Here is a 17,027-nt window from a genome sequence, read left to right as displayed (position 1 = left end):
AGAAACTGGATACCATTTGACCAATTTCAGTTATAATAGAAGGAATAGATTGGAGGAAGGAGTTCATATTTTTGAACAACGATAAACAGGATCAAACGAAAACATCCAATATACAAGTGATCACTCGTGCGGCTAAAATACTAAGGGCTCTTAGAGACCATCCAAAAGGATTAAGCCTATCGAAAATTGCTAAAGAAGTAGGTCTGGCCAGATCGACGGTTCAAAGAATTGTGACTGCTCTTGAACAGGAGAGGTTAGTTTCAGCAGCTTCCGCTAATGAAGGTTTCTGTCTTGGGCCAGAGATTGCGTTGCTAGCGGCTGCGGTCCAGAGTGATTTAAGAGAAGAAGTCAGGCCATTTTTAATAGAACTATCACGTCAAGTTAATGAAACGGTAGACCTGTCCGTTTTAGATAACAGTAAGGTGCTTTTTGTGGATCAAATAATCGCACCGCATCCATTGCAAGCAACTTCACAACCTGGTGCGTCTTTTCCATTACATTGCACGGCAAACGGAAAGGCGATACTTGCCTCCTTACCTATAGCAGAGGTTGAGAAATTAATACCGCTGGACATGCAACAGTTCAATGATCAGACAATTACAAGTCGGTATGAACTGTTAAAGGAATTAGAAGTGGTTCGTAAAGAGGGAGTAGCTTTTGCCAGGGAAGAGCACATTCAAGGAATTTGTGCAGTGGGCGCAGTTATTTTTGATCGAATGGGAAATTTAAGTGCTATCTCGATTCCGCTCCCCTCCATTCGTTTTTATGGCAATGAAGAGAAGCTAGCGGCTGCCCTCCTTCATACATGTCAAACGATTAACCAGCACTTTAATAACAAATATTGAAGGATGGATATCATGGATCTTCGTTATGGCTAAAATGAAAAAGGACCACGAAATGATATTTCGGGTCCTTTGAATCTTCTGGCTAACATACGGGTATGTTAGTTTAAAATGGTTACCTTTAATTGTTTTACCCCAAAATTGATGGCATCTTGTTCAGCAGGAATAAAGACATCAATTCGATTGCCTTTAATAGCCCCGCCAGTATCTGCAGCCGTTGCTTCACCATAGCCTTCTACATAAACTTTACTGCCAAGCGGTATAACCGATGGGTCAACTGCGATGACTTTTGCATTTGGATTTGCTTTAAGGTTAATTCCAGTTGCCGTAGTACCAGAACATCCCTCACACGAAGCCGTATAAGCTGTAGCCTTCACTGTAATTTCCCTTGAACTTGTATTAGTAGTTGATGCAGCTTCTACCGCTGGTTCACTTTCCTTTGGTGCTTGCGCTGCAGGCTTTGCTGATGCTGTAGATGCAGCAGGCTTCGTTTGTTTTTCTGATACAGCCGTATTAGTAGTATTTAAACCTTCATAGATTAATAGATTTAATCCAGGATGGATGAGATCGGTAGTTAATTTGTTCCATTCTTTAAGTTGCGAAACAGTTACCTGATAATCAAGGGATATATCCCATAGTGTGTCACCTTGTTTAACAGCATAATGTTTTTCCGGTGCAATGGTTAGTATATCTCCAGGGTGAATTAGATCTGTAGTAAGATGATTTAACTTTTGGATATTTTCTAAAGATGTATTATTTGCGCGTGATAGATCCCAAAGGGTATCCCCTTTTTGTACTGTTACTGTTGCAGCTTGTACATTAGCACTTACAGTTACTGAGAGTACAGCAACTGCTATAATTGAAATAATTTTTTTAAGCATTCTTTTACCCTCCATGTTCTTTGGTTGCTAAGTTTTTATCATCGTAACATAGAATTTTCTGAAACAAAGAACAGGGAGATGTTAAATCGTTTACATCCGTGGCAATATTATTGCGATAGTATTTCTTAATTCATTTAATAATCTGAAAATACATCCCTCCAAGGCTTCTAAAATGCAAAAGACCCAGTAGTGGTCCTATCTGGGCGCGTTACTTCTATTTTTACAATAGTGTTACATAAAATGAATTTTAAGTTTATATTATCCTATTATTTTCCTTAAATACCATTTGTTTTTCCCTTTAAAAACTAATTTCCCATCAAAGCAAGGCACAGCATTCGCCGTGCCTTGTTTTTTGGAGTGTTTATTTACGGGAGAATATTGCCTGCTGCACGATAGATACGATACCATTCTTCACGTGTAAGCTGAACTTCGCTTGCCTTACAGCAGTCCTTTAACCTGTCGATATTCATCGTTCCGATCACAGGCTGCATGTGGGCGGGATGACGTAACAGCCAGGCGGTAGCGATGGTCGTGTTGCTCACTTCATATTTGGCGGCAATTTCATCGATCTGCTGATTCAATTCTGGGAATTTGTCGTTTCCAAGGAATACTCCTTCAAAGAATCCATATTGGAATGGAGACCAAGGTTGAATGGTAATTTCATTTAGTCTGCAAAAATCGAGGATGCTGCCGTCCCGGTTAATTGCAGAATCATTTTCCATGTTTACATTGATGCCATTAGAAATCATATTGGCGTTGGTAATACTTAATTGCAATTGGTTAGCCACAAGTGGCTGCTTCACAAATTTCTGAAGCAGTTGGATCTGCATCGGATTTTGATTGGAGACACCAAAATGGCGCACTTTTCCTGATCTCTCAAGGGTATCAAAGGCCTCGGCAACCTCTTCAGGTTCGACCAGCGCATCCGGGCGGTGCAGAAGGAGAACATCAAGATATTCGGTGTTCAGCCGTTTCAAGATTGCGTCGACTGATTCTAAAATATATTCTTTCGAAAAATCAAACATTCCCTTGCGAATGCCGCATTTGGATTGCAGGATGATTTTTTCACGAATTTCCGCGTTCATGTGGATGGCATCTGCAAAAATTTCTTCACATGTTCCGCCTCCATATATGTCCGCATGGTCGAAGAAGTTTGCCCCTTCTTCTAAAGCAGATTGGACAAAGCTTTCAGCCTCTGTTTTTTCTAGCGAGTTAATACGCATACAGCCAACTGCTACGACAGGCACCTCTAAAGAACTGCTTCCTAATTTAATGGTTCTCATCATTTGTTTCCTCCACTTTGTTATACTTGGCGAACGATGTCGATAGGTAATGCGGATATTCGACTATTTCTTCCAACCACATTACCAGAATGAGTGAAACTATTTTTACCTATTCTTCCCTATTTTGACACATGGGCTTAGTAATAGGCAATTTTTAAACAGCAGCGGCTACATCCATATCGAAGTAGCGATAAAAAATAAATCCGGAAACAGGCTTCTTGCCTCAAGCAAATCAACAGACCATGCATATTTTATTGGTAATTACTATTACACGATAGGTAATCGATCATTTAGCATGGTTTTATTTTTGCATAAAGGGGCTGGTTTTTCTTGGCACGAACGCCATTGGCAAGTATCCTGCAGAAATCATTTTTGTTGGCAGGTACTGAAATGAAGAAACCATTAAGTACTGGACAAGCTAGGACACTAGATAATAATAATTTACAAAAGGCTCTACTCATGCCACAAAAGTATACGAATGAGGGTGGAAAGGCTGCTCCTAGGATCGTCATTGTAGGAGCGGGATTGGCGGGTCTCACGAGTGCTTATCGACTTAAACAAGCTGGGATCACTTCAACTATTTATGAAGCGGCCGATCGGGTTGGGGGACGTTGTTGGACAAGAAGAGGGTACTTCAACGACGAGCAAATTGTCGAGCGTGGCGGAGAATTAATAGATACCTGCCATATCGAAATTCAAGAACTTGCCAAAGAGTTGGGATTAGAATTAGATAATTTAATCATGGCAGAACCGGTTGACACCAAACCATTTTATTTTTTTGATCAACGCCCTTATTCCTTTGATGAAGTAACTAATGATTTTATAAAAATCCTCCCTAAACTACAAAGGGATCTGAAAGCAGTGGGTGAAACGACCCTTTATAATAGTTATACTGAGCGAGGATTTGAGCTTGATCATATGTCTATAGTTGATTATATCAATGAGACCGTACAAGAAGGCATCCATTCAAGATTTGGTAAATTACTAGCACTTGCCTATTCCATTGAAAATGGAGCGGAAGCTCACCAGCAAAGTGCCTTAAATCTACTTTATATGTTAGGATTTGCACAAAATGAGCCCTTTCGAATGTACGGTGATTCAGATGAATGCTTTCATATAAGGGGCGGGAATGACCAACTCCCTGCTTTATTAGCAAAAAAACTTCAGGGGCAAATCGTATGTAATGCCCAATTGATTAAGATTGAACAGTCCGTTCAAAATAAAATAACGCTCGTTTTTCGAAATAAAGAAAAGGAATGGAAGGTCTTAGCCGATAAAGTTATTCTTGCTCTTCCTTTTAGTATTTTAAGAACGATAGATTATGAGGATGCAAGATTTCGTCCGTTAAAAGAAGCAGCAATTGAAGAGCTCGGAATGGGGGTAAACACAAAACTTCATGTACAATTTGTTAATCGGTTCTGGAATGTGCTTGGAAATAATGGTGAAACATTTGCGGATACAGGCTATCATCAGACCTTTGAATCCTCTCGATCTCAACCAGGTAATTCAGGAATTCTTGTTAACTTCCTAGGAGGTGAAACAGCGGCGCAACTGCTTGCTGCCACAGATCGAGAATTAGAAGAGAAGACGAAAGAATTTTTGGACAAGCTTGAGCCTGTACTGCCTGGAAATAATAATAAATGGAATGGTTTAGCAACCGTAGACCATTGGCTAAGTAACCAATGGTCTAAAGGCGCTTATTCCTATTGGAAAGTTGGCCAATATACGAAATTTGCTGGTATTTTGGGAGAGCGCGAAGGCAATATCCTCTTTGCCGGTGAGCACACTTCGATTAAGTTTCCTGGTTATTTAAATGGGGCGGTCGAGACTGGTGAGAGGGCAGCACATGAAGTAATCAATGATATAAAAGTAGATTAGGAAAAAAAAAGCTGACAAATATGGAATCTGTTGTTCCTATTTGTCAGCCTTTTTAATTATGTATTTCTAAGGGAAAGCTAACGGTGTTTAGAAAATGTCATTTAGTTCGCTATCAGAATAGATGGAAATTAACACAACTGCTTTACCATCACCAATATTTTTTACGAAATGCGGGACACTAGCGTTCCAACTGAAGGAATCGCCTTCGTCAATGATCATTGAGTCTTCGCCTTGTTCGGCCAGGACTTTTCCCTCCAAAACCAAATGACATTCTTCTCCTTCATGTGCATTTGATTCACCCATGGAAGCACCAACAGGGAATTCGACCAGCATCATTCTTAATCCACCTTTGGAGGTTAGATGCTCAACCTTCAAATGGTTAAAGGTGGAGTGAGTCCTTTCAGCCTTTCGAACGACGCGCATATGCTGCTTCTTTTCTAATAATAAATAAGGTAAAGGGATACCAAGAAAGGTTGCAATGGTTTGCAAAGTACTAATCGATGGTGAGGTGTTATTGTTCTCTACATTTGAGATAAACCCCTTTGAAAGTCCAGTCCCCTCACACATTTGCGCAATGGTGATTTTTTTTCTATTACGTATTGCACGGATTTTCGATCCAATATCCAAATGATCCACCTCAAAGGTTTCCAAATAAAAAACATAATTCTATTTTACCATTCTTTCGGCTGATAGTTTAAGTCTGCAAACAATTGATTGCGTTCTTTCTTAGATAGGTCGCGCCACTGTCCGATCGGTAGATTGCCTAAATGAATATTCATGATGCGCGTCCGCTGCAACCTGACAACTCCATAGCCAAGGGCAGAACACATTCGGCGGATTTGCCGATTAAGACCCTGTGTTAAGATGATTTGAAATACATATTTAGACAATTGCGTTACTTTACATGGTAATGTCTTTGTATCTAGAATCTCCACACCCGCTGCCATTCTCTTTAAAAATTCAGGTGTGATCGGTTTGTCGACTGTCACGATATATTCTTTTTCGTGCCTATTTTCGGCACGCAAAATCTCGTTAACGATATCTCCATCATTCGTTAAGAGAATTAATCCATCTGATTCTTTATCTAAACGGCCAATATGGAAAATCCGTAAGGGATGATTGACCAAATCAATGATATTTCCCTTTATATGTCTTTCTGTTGTGCTGGTAATCCCAACTGGTTTATTTAAAGCGATATAGACATAGTTTTTAGCCACTTTAATCGGGCTGCCGCTAATACGGACATCATCGCCGGGCTCAACCTGGCTCCCGATCACCGCGACTTTTCCATTAATCGTAACTCTTCCTTCACTAATTAACTTATCTGCTCCTCTTCTAGATGCCTTGCCAGACTCGCTAATAAATTTATTAATACGCATGATACACACCCTTAAGTGGAGAATTGTAAGTTTACCATACCCAACTGCTGCCTTTTTTTCAAGTCTTCGGTGCCTGACACTAATTATTACAAAAGTTACTCAATAGGCCAGGTAGCTTACGAACTGGCGGAATTATTAAGGAACAAGTAATGGTGGAAAAAGAGAATATTTGTGAAACGGCATTAAATATCACTAAACTGCTACAAACCCGAGAAAACCAATAGCCAAGGACATAGATTGTTATTAGAAAAACTATATTAGCGGTAGAAAATTGTCGAAAAAGTAAAGATTTACAATCTAAATTTCTAAATAGGCAGGAAATTATCACCATTTTATCTCCAATTTTTGACAAAATATTTTGATTACATATGTTACTTTTAGTAATAACTACATAATTGGGGAGATTACGATGAAAAAACTATCTATTATTTTTGTTTTGCTGTTCAGTGTATTTTTATTTACAAGCCAAGCAGATGCAAGCAGTGGGTCACAATTAATTATTATTAACAAAAAGACAAATACCCTTGCATTCTATGATAGTGGTAAATTAGTTAGAACATTCAGCGTTGCTACTGGAAGATCGAGGTCTCTTACACCAGAAGGGACTTTTAGAATTGTAACTAAGATCGTTAATCGCCCCTATTATAAATTGAAAATTCCGGGCGGAGATTCTCGCAACCCGCTAGGTAATCGGTGGCTGGGATTAGAAGCTCGGGGCACCTATGGTACCACCTATGCTATTCATGGGAATGCAAATGAAAATTCGATTGGTACTTATGCAAGTTCAGGTTGTGTACGGATGCACAATTCGGAAGTACGTTGGCTTTATAGCCATGTCAACAAGTACACATTGGTAGTCATCACTCATTCAAACAGCAGCTTTGATTCGATTGCAAAGGCCAACGGTTATGGCAGTGGCTGGGTGGAACTTAGCGGCAACAAGTATTATTATGTGGATGGCCAAGTAAAAACGGGCTGGCAGTCGATAGACGGAAAAAGGTATTTCTTTGATGACGCTGGTGTGATGAAAACCGGTTGGATAACCCAGGGTGATAAGAAATATTATCTCGGTAACAAAGGTGAAATGAAAACGGGATGGCTGGACGATGATGGAAATAGGTATTATCTCGATCAAACAGGTGCGATGAGAACGGGCTGGGTCGCAGACGGTGGGAAGGAATATTATCTTGATAACAAAGGTGTAATGAAAACAGGTTGGTTATCTATCGCTGAGAATCGGTACTATCTTGATAGCAACGGAGCTATGAAAACTGGCTGGCTAGCAGATGCTGGAGGATGGTACTATCTCGATAATTCAGGATTGATGAAAACGGGTTGGGTCAATTCGGAAGGCCGCTGGTTCTATCTCAATGGTAGTGGTGTCTTGAAAAATACTCAGGCTCTTGCCAACAACAGTCAGTGGGATTATCTTGACAAAAATGAAGAAGTAACGGCAGATCGGTCCAATTTATTAGAGGAAAAATACAAACTTAACAATCAAGAGTCGGTAGTGACTGGTTGGTTGAATTATAAGGAGAAATGGTATTACCTGTATGTAGGTGCTGACATGGTTGCTAGCGCGATGAGTGAAGGGTAAATAGGTTGGCAGGATATAATGCCTCATAGATTAATAGATAGCTTAAAGTGCCTCTAGAAGGCGCTTTTTTGCTGTGAAGCCATGAGTATTTGAAGGGATATAAACAAGCAAAAACCTACCCTCAGAAGCTTCTGAAGGTAGGTTTTTTATTAGTTTATTTGAAGATTAAGACTTTACCTACTGTCCCATCAGGACTTTCACCAACCACACGGAATTTTAATCCGTAATTTGGCACGTTACGGCCAGCATCAACGAGTCCAGCGTTACTGTAGTTTGCGCTGTCATCAAATAATGGGTTACGTTGAGAGAAGTTATCTTTCATTGTGACACCAAATCCTGGGATATTAGAGTAGTCTAAGAACATTTTATCTGTTTTGCTTAGCCCAAATGCCGTAGTGGGTACTTTCGTAGCTGCTGCTGCGGACTTTGGAGCTAAGGTAGAGCCTCCCAGTGTTCCAACAAACAAGCTGGAAGCAACGATCGTACTTGCGGTAATACTAGAAAAAACCTTCAGTGCTCAATTTTTCTTTACCAAACGTATTCCCCCCTAATTAATATGTCTATAGTGCATTTTTAATCTTACAATAGTGACTGAATGTTACGAATATTTAAATCATATTCGCTAATTAATAACATATTTATAGATTAAATTTTTACAAGAAGGCTGGTTTAATAGTTTCTTAGTTAACGATTTTAGAAGAGGGGAGGGGCACTTAAATCTATGTGAGATCGGATATTGGGGGATCATCGGAAAGTATACATTTCTGCATACATGTTTACATTTTGTATACTTTGTGTTTACAAAGGCGTAAACATGTATACGAATTCGTACACATCGCGTAATGGCGCAGTGTTTACAAGTTTGTAATCGTTGTTTACAAAAACTTGATAACAGCGATACCTGAAATAGGATGGCTAGCGGACGGTGGGGAATGTTGTTGACTGGATACTTCTCGCTTCATGAAGACTGGCTAGATAAGCTCTGAAGGCAGATGATGCGTTCTCGATGATATAACATGAATAATAATCCTCAAGCTCTTGTCAGCAACAATCAGTGGGATTATCTCGACAAAGATGAGGCTGTTGATTTAAATAGTTCCTATTTGTTAGAGGAATACAAACTTAATAGTAAAAATGAAGTAGTGACGGGCTGGTAAAATTACAAGGAGAAACGGTAGTGCTTATATGTAGGAAAAGATATAGTTGCCAATTCGATGTTTGAAGAGTAGGGGACCTGTATCCTTCTTCCTCCCTCATGATAAATTAATAATTAAAGCACACCTTAAATGGTATGCCTTTTTGCTGATAAAAGTATTGATCAAAATAGGTTGGATCTGACAGCGGGGCATTGGCAAGTATACAATTTTGAATACATGTTTACGTTATTTGGTTACTTGTATACATTTTCGCATACATGTTTACAGTTTATGTGTACTTGTTTACAACTTGTATACTTTATGTTTACGGAAGTGTTTACATGTATACAAAACTGTGTACATTATGGATTGCGCGATGTTTACAAATTTGTTATTGTTGTATACAATAATGTTTACATCCTTCTGAAGTTTACATGTTGTTTACATTTTTACAGTTATATTTTTTTTACTTATAAATCATTGAAGAATCTATCAATCTTATATACTCTTAAAGGTGTAACTAGAATTACATAACTACTATTAAAAAATAAATCTATAAATGAAGAGGAATGATGTTTATGACTAAATCCAGAGTTGCAGCTATTGATGTTGGGAATGACTCCATTAAGGCCATTTTCGGAGAACTAGACTATGAATTGAATATTCCTAACATAATTGCTAGGGATACAGAAGATCGACCTGTTATTGGGATTGAAGAACTTGATAATAAAAATCCATTGGATGGAATTCACATCAAAGTCCACTCCCCTGCTTTAAAAGAGAACAACGGAATTTATCGTATTGGTAATTTAGCTACTAAAAGTATTAACGCCACTGAACTAGACCCTGGCAGCAGCAAGTCAGAAGAAGATCAAACGTTAATTATGCTTTTTGCAACATTAGCTTTAGACGCAGTAAAGGAAAATAATTCACATGGTTTTCCGCGTACAAAAAATGTGATTGATGCTAACTATACATTGGGAACAGGTCTTCCCCTTCGTGAAGTAAAAGAAGGTAAGGATGCTGGCTATCGTTCTAAATTAGTTGGTTCCGTTCATCAAGTTGAATTCCTTGTCACACCAAAGTACCAAGGATTGAAAGTAAATATTAAATTTGAAGAAGTAAAAGTATATCCTGAAGGATTCGCTGCATTTATTAACCTTGTTTTGGACAACAGCGGGAAAATAATCAATAAGGAACTTATTGATAAGCGCATCTTAATTCAAGATATCGGCGGATTATCAACGGATATTGCAGTCATCAAAAATCGAAATGTTGATGATGATAAAGCACAAGGATTTAATCTAGGGGTTTCAGAATCATTAGAAGCCATTCGCGAAGAGATTAGAACTAAGCATGGGGTTGAACTCGATAGCCGCCGTGATGTCGTTGAGATTATTACCAAGAAAAGTGATCGTAATCATATTATGGTTAAAGGTAGCCGGACAAGCGTTCATGATATTACCGACCGAATCCTGCTTGATTTAGCTAAAAAGCAATACCGTTTATTACGTAATGTTTGGCAGAGAAATTCGCAAACGGAAATTTGTTACTTTGTGGGTGGCGGAGCCAATGTCTTAAAGGAATATCTTAAAACGTTAAATAACAATTTAGACGGTTATAATATTGATTTCTTTGAAGATGAAAAAGAGAGTATTTGGATGATGGCCAATGCATATTATAAACTCATCAACGACTTTGTTCGTAAAGCAGAGAAACAAAAGCCAGTTAGAGTTGAACCTGTAAAAAGCTAAGTAAGGTGATTATATGAAAAAAGCAGCCTCAAATGAGGTTCAGCGGGGTCAAGCGATATCCTTTCGTGTCCCCTCTGATACACCTGACCATATTTTAAAACATTTACAAAAGTTGAAGGATACAGAAAGAAGGAATTTTTCCAGTAAAATTGCCGAGTTTGTGATGCAAGGTGTGAGTAGTTCTGTTTCGAGGGAAAAGGAGACAATTACGATCCCTCTCCCCCAGAAGTTAACGAAAGCCCAGCGAAATTGGTTAAAGCATGAGCATTCAGAAGCCTTGCTGGGAAGTATTCTTTATCAGCTGATTTCTGACCCAGTCCGCTCGACTTCGCTGCTTGCTTCATTAAATAGTCATTCAATCGATATCGACGAAGCTTTGTACCTTCAGGAAGAAGTATTTCCCGAGAAACTTCAAAAAGATGACAGTTATCTGCAGATCGCTGCAGCTAAGGAGGATCCGCCCTCCCCTATCGATTTAAGTGACATGGAAGATGACCTTAGTGAGTTTGATTGGGAAGATGCGAAAGAGAAACAACCCCAGATTGAGGAAGAGGAAAATGATGAAGAGCCAGATATCGATGACTTACTTGGCGGTTTTCTTGCAAACATGAATAAATAATTTAAAAGGGCCAGACCTCACACACCGCCTATGCGCGGCTGAGAGGTTTGGCCCTTTTTTGTAATTAGTGCTGTTTATTAGGCATCCTTTGACTTTTTTGCCCTGTTGCTTGACGTTCTTTATTTCTCTTATCTTTTTCCTGTTTTTCATGAAGCTGTTCTACAAATTCGTGTGTACTTTTGTTATCCATTCTCCTTAACCTCCTTGAAAAATCGAACCAATGTTATTTTGACCAAACAAGTAGGAAATATTCTGTAATGCATTTCATTTGTTGTGAATAAGAATAAACATTATAGTCATAGTTGAAAATAAATAAATCTATGAAACTATTAATAGATGCGGTGGTGAGCCCATGGAACTGCTTAACAATATTGTCCGGGCCGATGGAAATTTAAATGAGGAGATCATCCTTAAAAAGGAAATCCTCTATAAGGGGATGAATGGGAGATTTGTGGAAAGATTCTACCTAACTCCATCAACTAGCTATATTTTTAAACCACTGACAAACGATGGCCAATTAGGCAAAGAGGTCTGGGTCCATGAACATATTCTCCCCATATTTCCAGCGATTTATCCAAAAATTATCTCCTATTCCATAAGTGAACGGACTGATTTAAACTGGATGATTCTTGAGGATCTTGGCCCACTCTCCCACGAATTTAATGAAGAAAGTGTAATGGGTGTGATCAAATGGGTGGCGTGGTGGCATTCGCTCCCCATTGAGGAATTGGGAAATGTCCCGGTAACTGGTTTGAAGCCAAAAATAGAGGAAATAGTATCAGATGTTTGTGATAAGAAGGATGAGTTTTACCGCTTATTTCCATCGTTAAAAATCGAGGAAGAGCTCATCGATGCCATTTTCTCACAAATTGATCACCTGAAATTTTTAGAGAAAAAGGTGTTAACCCATGGCGATTTACATACGGGAAATTTTGCGATCGTCGGCGATGAGTTGAAGATATTGGACTGGGAGCATACCCATCTTAACTCACCGTACTGGGATTTGTACCATCTCATTGATATGTCCCATCCCCTCTTCCTGAAAAAAATAACCAGTCCACTTCGGGTTCGCATCTTGGAGTCCTATCTTAGTCTAGTTAAGTTTGAGATTGATCGGGATTATTTTTTCAAAGAGTATTATTTATTTGCGACCGTGTTTTCGATGTGGATGATCCTGCTGATTCAGAAGGACCTAGTGGAGAACGGCGGGAAATGGTCTGTTGCGCAGCTGAATACCCAGCTTGAAGAAACCGTTTCTAGTCTTCAACAGTGCGCAGCAGCTCTTCTTTTATGAAAAAGCTAACCTTGTTTTTAGTAAAGGTTAGCTTTTTTTGTTAAAATTTAAGCTTTTTGTTCTGTTAATTTGATGATTTCAATGACGGTGTTGGTAGCTTTGATCATATTATCCACGGAGATAAATTCAAATTTGCCGTGGAAATTTTCGCCGCCTGTAAAGATATTTGGTGTTGGCAGACCCATGTAAGAAAGCTGGGAGCCGTCGGTGCCGCCGCGGATTGGTTTGACAATTGGCTTAATGTCTAAGTTCACCATCGCTTCATGGGCAATGTCGACAATTTCCATGACTGGCTTGATTTTTTCACCCATGTTGTAATATTGATCGTTCAGTTCGAGGTTGATGGTGTCTGTACCGTATTTAGCCTTGAGTCCACTGACGATGTTTTCGATCAACGCTTTTCTCGACTTGAAAGTTTCCATGTCATGATCTCTGATAATATAGTGGAGCTTTGTGAGCTCGACATCTCCATTGAATGATAGCAGATGGAAGAAGCCTTCGTATCCTTCAGTATGTTCTGGTGCTTCCTGTGCTGGGAGTTGGCTATGTAATTCCATCGCAATTTTCATCGAGTTGACCATTTTGTCTTTTGCGGAACCAGGATGAATATTGTTTCCTTTGATCGTGATTTTCGCCGCTGCAGCGTTGAAGCTCTCGTATTCTAACTCCCCTAGCGGACCGCCATCGACAGTATAAGCATGCTTCGCATCGAAGGCCGCAACGTCAAACTTATGGGGACCTCTGCCAATTTCCTCATCTGGGGTGAAGGCAACGCGGACCTTACCGTGCTTAATTTCCGGACGGTTAATCAGGTAGGCCATTGCTGCCATGATTTCAGTGATGCCGGCTTTGTTGTCCGCTCCAAGCAATGTGGTCCCGTCGGTCGTAATTAGTGTGTGACCTTTATAGTCGGGTAGGCTCGGGAAATCCTTCGGAGACATCACAACTTTTAGTGCCTCGTTTAAGACGATTTCGTTGCCATCATAATTTTCGACGATCTGCGGGTTAACCCCTTTTCCAGTAAAGTCAGTGGCAGTGTCGACATGGGCCAGGAAGCCGATGGTAGCCACTTCTTTTTCTGTGTTTGACGGTAAGGTCGCCATCACGTAGCCGTTCTCGTCGATGGTAACTTCATGCATCCCGATGGTTTGCAATTCCTCGACAAGCATGCGGGCTAATGTCCACTGCCCCTCTGTTGACGGACAAGTTTCGTTGTTTTCATTGGATTGTGTGTCCACTTTTACATAGGAAGTAAATCTTTCAATGAGTTCGGTTTTCAATTGCACTACACTCCCCTTTTTTGGATGAATTCATGATTATCATATCACTATGAGAGAGCGGTTACACGTTTTTAGAAACATTTTGAATGGTGTGGTTTACTGGCGGATAACTATCCAATACTGGCGGATAGGCGCTATTAACTGGCGGATAAGGCATCTTTACTGGCGGATAAGTCCACTTTACTGGCGAAAGCCGAAATAACTGGCGGATAACTATCCAATACTGGCGGATAAGCTCCAATTACTGGTGGATAAGAGTCAATTACCGGCGAAACTACTCCTCACTTGTGAATTATTATGGTTTCCTGGTTCTGGCTGAGGTTTTTACAGCTAAAATCCATAAAATAACAACGATCTCGATAAGTCCCCTGGCTTCGCAAATTCATACCTAGCAATATGCGTTTGGCTGTATGGATATCCCCTACCCCCAAAAACTCCCGGCATTCCTTATTCGTGATGGTTCTATTACAAATCAAAAACCACTCTCGTAAAGTCCTAAGGTGGGCAAGATGATCATTCGCTCCACAATATGGGCAGCACCAGGTCCGGGGCAGCTTCACCATGCCAAACCTGCCGCATGGCAAGCACCTCACCCCAGAACGAAAATCCCCGAAAGGAATACCGTAGGCTGCGCATGTCGGTTTTGGGATAAATGGTTGATGACTTTTTAGAAGTTCGGCAGACAGCCATTGAAAGGTTTCTTGGTCCAACTTATTTGCTTGTTGTGGGATGCTTTTCATAAATGAGGGGATTAAGCTGGGGAACAAGATTTTAGTCTTTGCAGGAGGAACGGTAACCATTTGTTTCGGGTAAGCCAAAACGACTGCCCCGTAGATTGGGAGCAGGATGTTTCGATTCAGAAACCAATCACTAATTAACCCACGATTTCTTTCCAATTGGACAACAGGATTCTCAAAACCATCCTTGTGTCCATCCTCCCGTGTTCGGATTAATTGAGGGGGATTGTCCTTGAACTCCAGGCTTCCGCCAATATTCTTTACCTCTAAAACCACGCCACCCCAAGGAGTCAGCCCAAACGTATCCATTTGAAAATTTTCGGACCATGCGGGAGATAAATCGTGGAAAATGTGGTGTTCTGCTGAATTTTGGTGTTTCCGGAAGACTTCTGCTACCCTTTCCTCTCCTCCAATACCCGCCTCAACGGATGCTCGTTTAGCAGCCAATACTGGCTGGAGCGAATGGCCAGCTGATAACCGCTGCTGAGCTGCAATTAATCCTTCTAACGTCAATGATACATCTCTGTCTTTAATAATAATCTTCGATCACCTCCATCAATGATACAACTCTGTCTTTAATAATAATCTTCGATCACCTCAGTCCAGGATACATCTCTGTCGTTAATATTAATCTACAATCACCTCCTTAAAATCTATCTGTCATCTTGCATCGTAGCACGTCCCAAAAGGGCATACTATACTTCAAACAACTTTTTCATATTTTTGTAAAAAAATAGGGCTTGACTGCTATTGACCGAATGAGTCAACGGGAGTACAATGTGGTTGACTGATGTGGTCAATAACCGAAAGAGGAGGGCCGCGACAATGTTTTCAAAATTTCTCAACTTAGATAAAGAAAAACAAGACCGAATTATTAATGCTGCCATAAAGGAATTTGCTGAGAAAGGATATGACCGAGCATCGACCAATGAAATCGTCAAAGAGGCCGGTATTTCAAAGGGATTGCTGTTTCATTATTTTCAGAACAAAAAGCAGCTGTTCTTATTTTTATTTGATTATTGCTACGAACTCGTTACCGATGAATTCTACAAGAAAATTAATTTAAAAGAGACTGACTTTTTTAGGCGTATGCGGCATGCCATCATGATCAAAGCGGATATGCTTGGGACGTATCCAGATATCTTTAAGTTTATCCAAGAGGTATTTTTGGAGGAATCTGCTGAAATTAAGATTGAATTTGATAGAAAAAAATCAGAACTGACACATATCAATATGGAAAGAGCATATGAGGGGATTGATTTTTCCAAATTTAGAGATGATGTCGATCTGACAAAAATAATAAAAATCATCAACTGGACGTTTGAAAAGATGAGTGATGAGGCGATACAAAAAGCCAAGTTGTCGCCAACCCACGAGATTAATTATCAAGCGATCCAAGCCGAAGCAGAGGAGTATTTTGAGGTTTTGATTAAATGTTTCTACAAATAGGAGGCTGTCACGATGAATGTAATTGAAATTAACAATTTGACAAAGACGTATGGCAAGTCGAGAGGGATCACGGACATTAGCTTTCATGTCGAAGAAGGCGAGATTTTTGGTTTCATTGGGCCAAATGGCGCCGGTAAATCCACCACAATCCGAACACTCTTGTCGCTTATCTATCCTACCAGCGGCAGTGCGACCATCTTTGGCAAAGACTGTGTTCAATTTGCACCTGAAATTAAAAAGGAAATTGGTTATTTGCCTTCTGAAGTTTTTTACTATGACAATATGAAGGTTAAGGATCTATTAAAATATTCAGCTAGTTTTTATAAAAAGGATTGCAGTAAGCGAATCAAGGAATTGGCTGAAATTATGGACCTCGACCTTAATAAAAAAATTGATGATCTCTCCCTGGGAAATAAAAAGAAGGTGGGGATTGTTCAAGGGCTGCTTCATGAACCGAAGCTGATTATCCTTGACGAACCAACCAGCGGACTTGACCCGCTCATGCAGCAAAAATTCTTTGAACTCTTAGAGGAAGAGAACAAAAAAGGGGCGACGATCCTTTTTTCCTCGCACATCCTTAGCGAGGTTCAACGCTTATGTAACCGTGTTGCGATCATTAAAGAAGGTAAAATCGTCACGGTTGAAAAGATTAGTACCTTACAAGAAAACAACTATAAAAAGTTCAAAATTGAAACGAAAGCTCCGCTCGATCCAAGCTATTTCAGCATCAGCGGCGTCAATAATTTAGAAGTTAAGGACACGACGACTAGCTTTTTATTTAGAGGAAACATCAATGCTATCTTGAAAAAGATTGCTGACATTGAACTTGTGAATCTGTGGATTGAAGAGCCAGACCTTGAGGAGATCTTTATGCATTACTACGAAAAGGAGGCCTAAG

The 17,027-nt window shown here is 39.9% G+C and carries 16 protein-coding genes and 1 pseudogene; 9 read left to right on the top strand and 8 right to left on the bottom strand.

What is annotated here, in order from left to right; translation table 11 throughout:
- Positions 1–71: 71 nt before the first annotated feature.
- The gene (locus AB7942_RS21260) at positions 72–845 is read left to right on the top strand and encodes an IclR family transcriptional regulator (protein ID WP_088084841.1); all 774 of its coding nucleotides are present in this window, start codon (positions 72–74) and stop codon (positions 843–845) included.
- A 98-nt stretch (positions 846–943) separates the two neighbouring features.
- Here the strand turns inward: AB7942_RS21260 and AB7942_RS21255 are convergent, their stop codons facing one another.
- On the bottom strand, positions 944–1,723 hold the full coding sequence (locus tag AB7942_RS21255; RefSeq protein ID WP_369448407.1) for a LysM peptidoglycan-binding and 3D domain-containing protein: 780 nt from the start codon (positions 1,721–1,723) through the stop codon (positions 944–946).
- Positions 1,724–2,088: 365 nt separating this feature from the next.
- Positions 2,089–3,006: an aldo/keto reductase gene (locus AB7942_RS21250; RefSeq protein WP_369448433.1), complete on the bottom strand. Its 918-nt coding sequence runs from the start codon at positions 3,004–3,006 to the stop codon at positions 2,089–2,091.
- A 330-nt stretch (positions 3,007–3,336) separates the two neighbouring features.
- Here AB7942_RS21250 and AB7942_RS21245 point away from each other — a divergent pair, with 330 nt between their 5' ends.
- Positions 3,337–4,884, top strand: coding sequence for a flavin monoamine oxidase family protein (locus AB7942_RS21245; RefSeq protein WP_369448406.1), 1,548 nt, complete (start codon positions 3,337–3,339; stop codon positions 4,882–4,884).
- 87 nt (positions 4,885–4,971) lie between these two features.
- On the opposite strand, the gene AB7942_RS21240 is transcribed toward AB7942_RS21245, so the two are convergent.
- Together AB7942_RS21240 and rluF are read right to left on the bottom strand one after the other, a co-directional pair.
- Positions 4,972–5,511 (bottom strand): helix-turn-helix domain-containing protein, encoded by a 540-nt coding sequence (locus AB7942_RS21240; protein ID WP_369448405.1) that lies wholly within the window; start codon positions 5,509–5,511, stop codon positions 4,972–4,974.
- A gap of 44 nt (positions 5,512–5,555) precedes the next feature.
- On the bottom strand, positions 5,556–6,263 hold the full coding sequence (gene rluF / locus AB7942_RS21235) for a 23S rRNA pseudouridine(2604) synthase RluF (protein WP_088084836.1): 708 nt from the start codon (positions 6,261–6,263) through the stop codon (positions 5,556–5,558).
- Between the two features lie 409 nt (positions 6,264–6,672).
- Between rluF and AB7942_RS21230 the strand changes: the two genes are divergently transcribed.
- On the top strand, positions 6,673–7,860 hold the full coding sequence (locus tag AB7942_RS21230) for a L,D-transpeptidase family protein (protein ID WP_369448404.1): 1,188 nt from the start codon (positions 6,673–6,675) through the stop codon (positions 7,858–7,860).
- 154 nt (positions 7,861–8,014) lie between these two features.
- Here AB7942_RS21230 and AB7942_RS21225 read toward each other — a convergent pair.
- Positions 8,015–8,281 (bottom strand): annotated as a pseudogene (locus AB7942_RS21225) (protease); the annotation flags it as partial.
- Positions 8,282–8,876: 595 nt separating this feature from the next.
- Between AB7942_RS21225 and AB7942_RS21220 the strand changes: the two are divergent.
- The 3 genes from AB7942_RS21220 (at position 8,877) to AB7942_RS21210 (ending at position 11,369) form a co-directional block, all read left to right on the top strand.
- Positions 8,877–9,017 (top strand): hypothetical protein, encoded by a 141-nt coding sequence (locus tag AB7942_RS21220; RefSeq protein ID WP_369448403.1) that lies wholly within the window; start codon positions 8,877–8,879, stop codon positions 9,015–9,017.
- Between the two features lie 557 nt (positions 9,018–9,574).
- Positions 9,575–10,750 carry a ParM/StbA family protein gene (locus tag AB7942_RS21215; RefSeq protein WP_088084830.1) on the top strand — a complete coding sequence of 392 codons (1,176 nt, stop codon included), beginning with the start codon at positions 9,575–9,577 and terminating at the stop codon, positions 10,748–10,750.
- 13 nt (positions 10,751–10,763) lie between these two features.
- Complete coding sequence (locus AB7942_RS21210) at positions 10,764–11,369, top strand: hypothetical protein (RefSeq protein ID WP_369448402.1); 606 nt, start codon at positions 10,764–10,766, stop codon at positions 11,367–11,369.
- 64 nt (positions 11,370–11,433) lie between these two features.
- On the opposite strand, the gene AB7942_RS21205 is transcribed toward AB7942_RS21210, so the two are convergent.
- Positions 11,434–11,559, bottom strand: a complete 126-nt coding sequence (locus tag AB7942_RS21205) for a DUF4023 domain-containing protein (protein WP_088084828.1) — start codon at positions 11,557–11,559, stop codon at positions 11,434–11,436.
- 162 nt (positions 11,560–11,721) lie between these two features.
- Here AB7942_RS21205 and AB7942_RS21200 point away from each other — a divergent pair, with 162 nt between their 5' ends.
- Entirely contained in the window at positions 11,722–12,663 is a 942-nt protein-coding gene (locus tag AB7942_RS21200; protein WP_369448401.1) for a phosphotransferase, read from the top strand.
- 47 nt (positions 12,664–12,710) lie between these two features.
- On the opposite strand, the gene pepT is transcribed toward AB7942_RS21200, so the two are convergent.
- The gene (pepT, locus tag AB7942_RS21195) at positions 12,711–13,943 is read right to left on the bottom strand and encodes a peptidase T (protein ID WP_369448400.1); all 1,233 of its coding nucleotides are present in this window, start codon (positions 13,941–13,943) and stop codon (positions 12,711–12,713) included.
- Between the two features lie 281 nt (positions 13,944–14,224).
- A complete protein-coding gene (locus AB7942_RS21190; protein ID WP_369448399.1) occupies positions 14,225–15,193 on the bottom strand; it encodes a nuclease-related domain-containing protein in 969 nt (322 codons plus the stop codon).
- Between the two features lie 312 nt (positions 15,194–15,505).
- Here AB7942_RS21190 and AB7942_RS21185 point away from each other — a divergent pair, with 312 nt between their 5' ends.
- Positions 15,506–16,129 (top strand): TetR/AcrR family transcriptional regulator, encoded by a 624-nt coding sequence (locus AB7942_RS21185; protein WP_369448398.1) that lies wholly within the window; start codon positions 15,506–15,508, stop codon positions 16,127–16,129.
- A 12-nt stretch (positions 16,130–16,141) separates the two neighbouring features.
- Complete coding sequence (locus AB7942_RS21180) at positions 16,142–17,026, top strand: ABC transporter ATP-binding protein (RefSeq protein ID WP_098932332.1); 885 nt, start codon at positions 16,142–16,144, stop codon at positions 17,024–17,026.
- The last annotated feature ends 1 nt before the right edge of the window (position 17,027 follow it).

The sequence above is a fragment of the Neobacillus sp. BF23-41 genome (genome assembly GCF_041106275.1).
The sequence above is the reverse complement of the archived record's forward strand: the minus strand, read 5'-3'. Positions and strand labels throughout refer to the sequence as shown.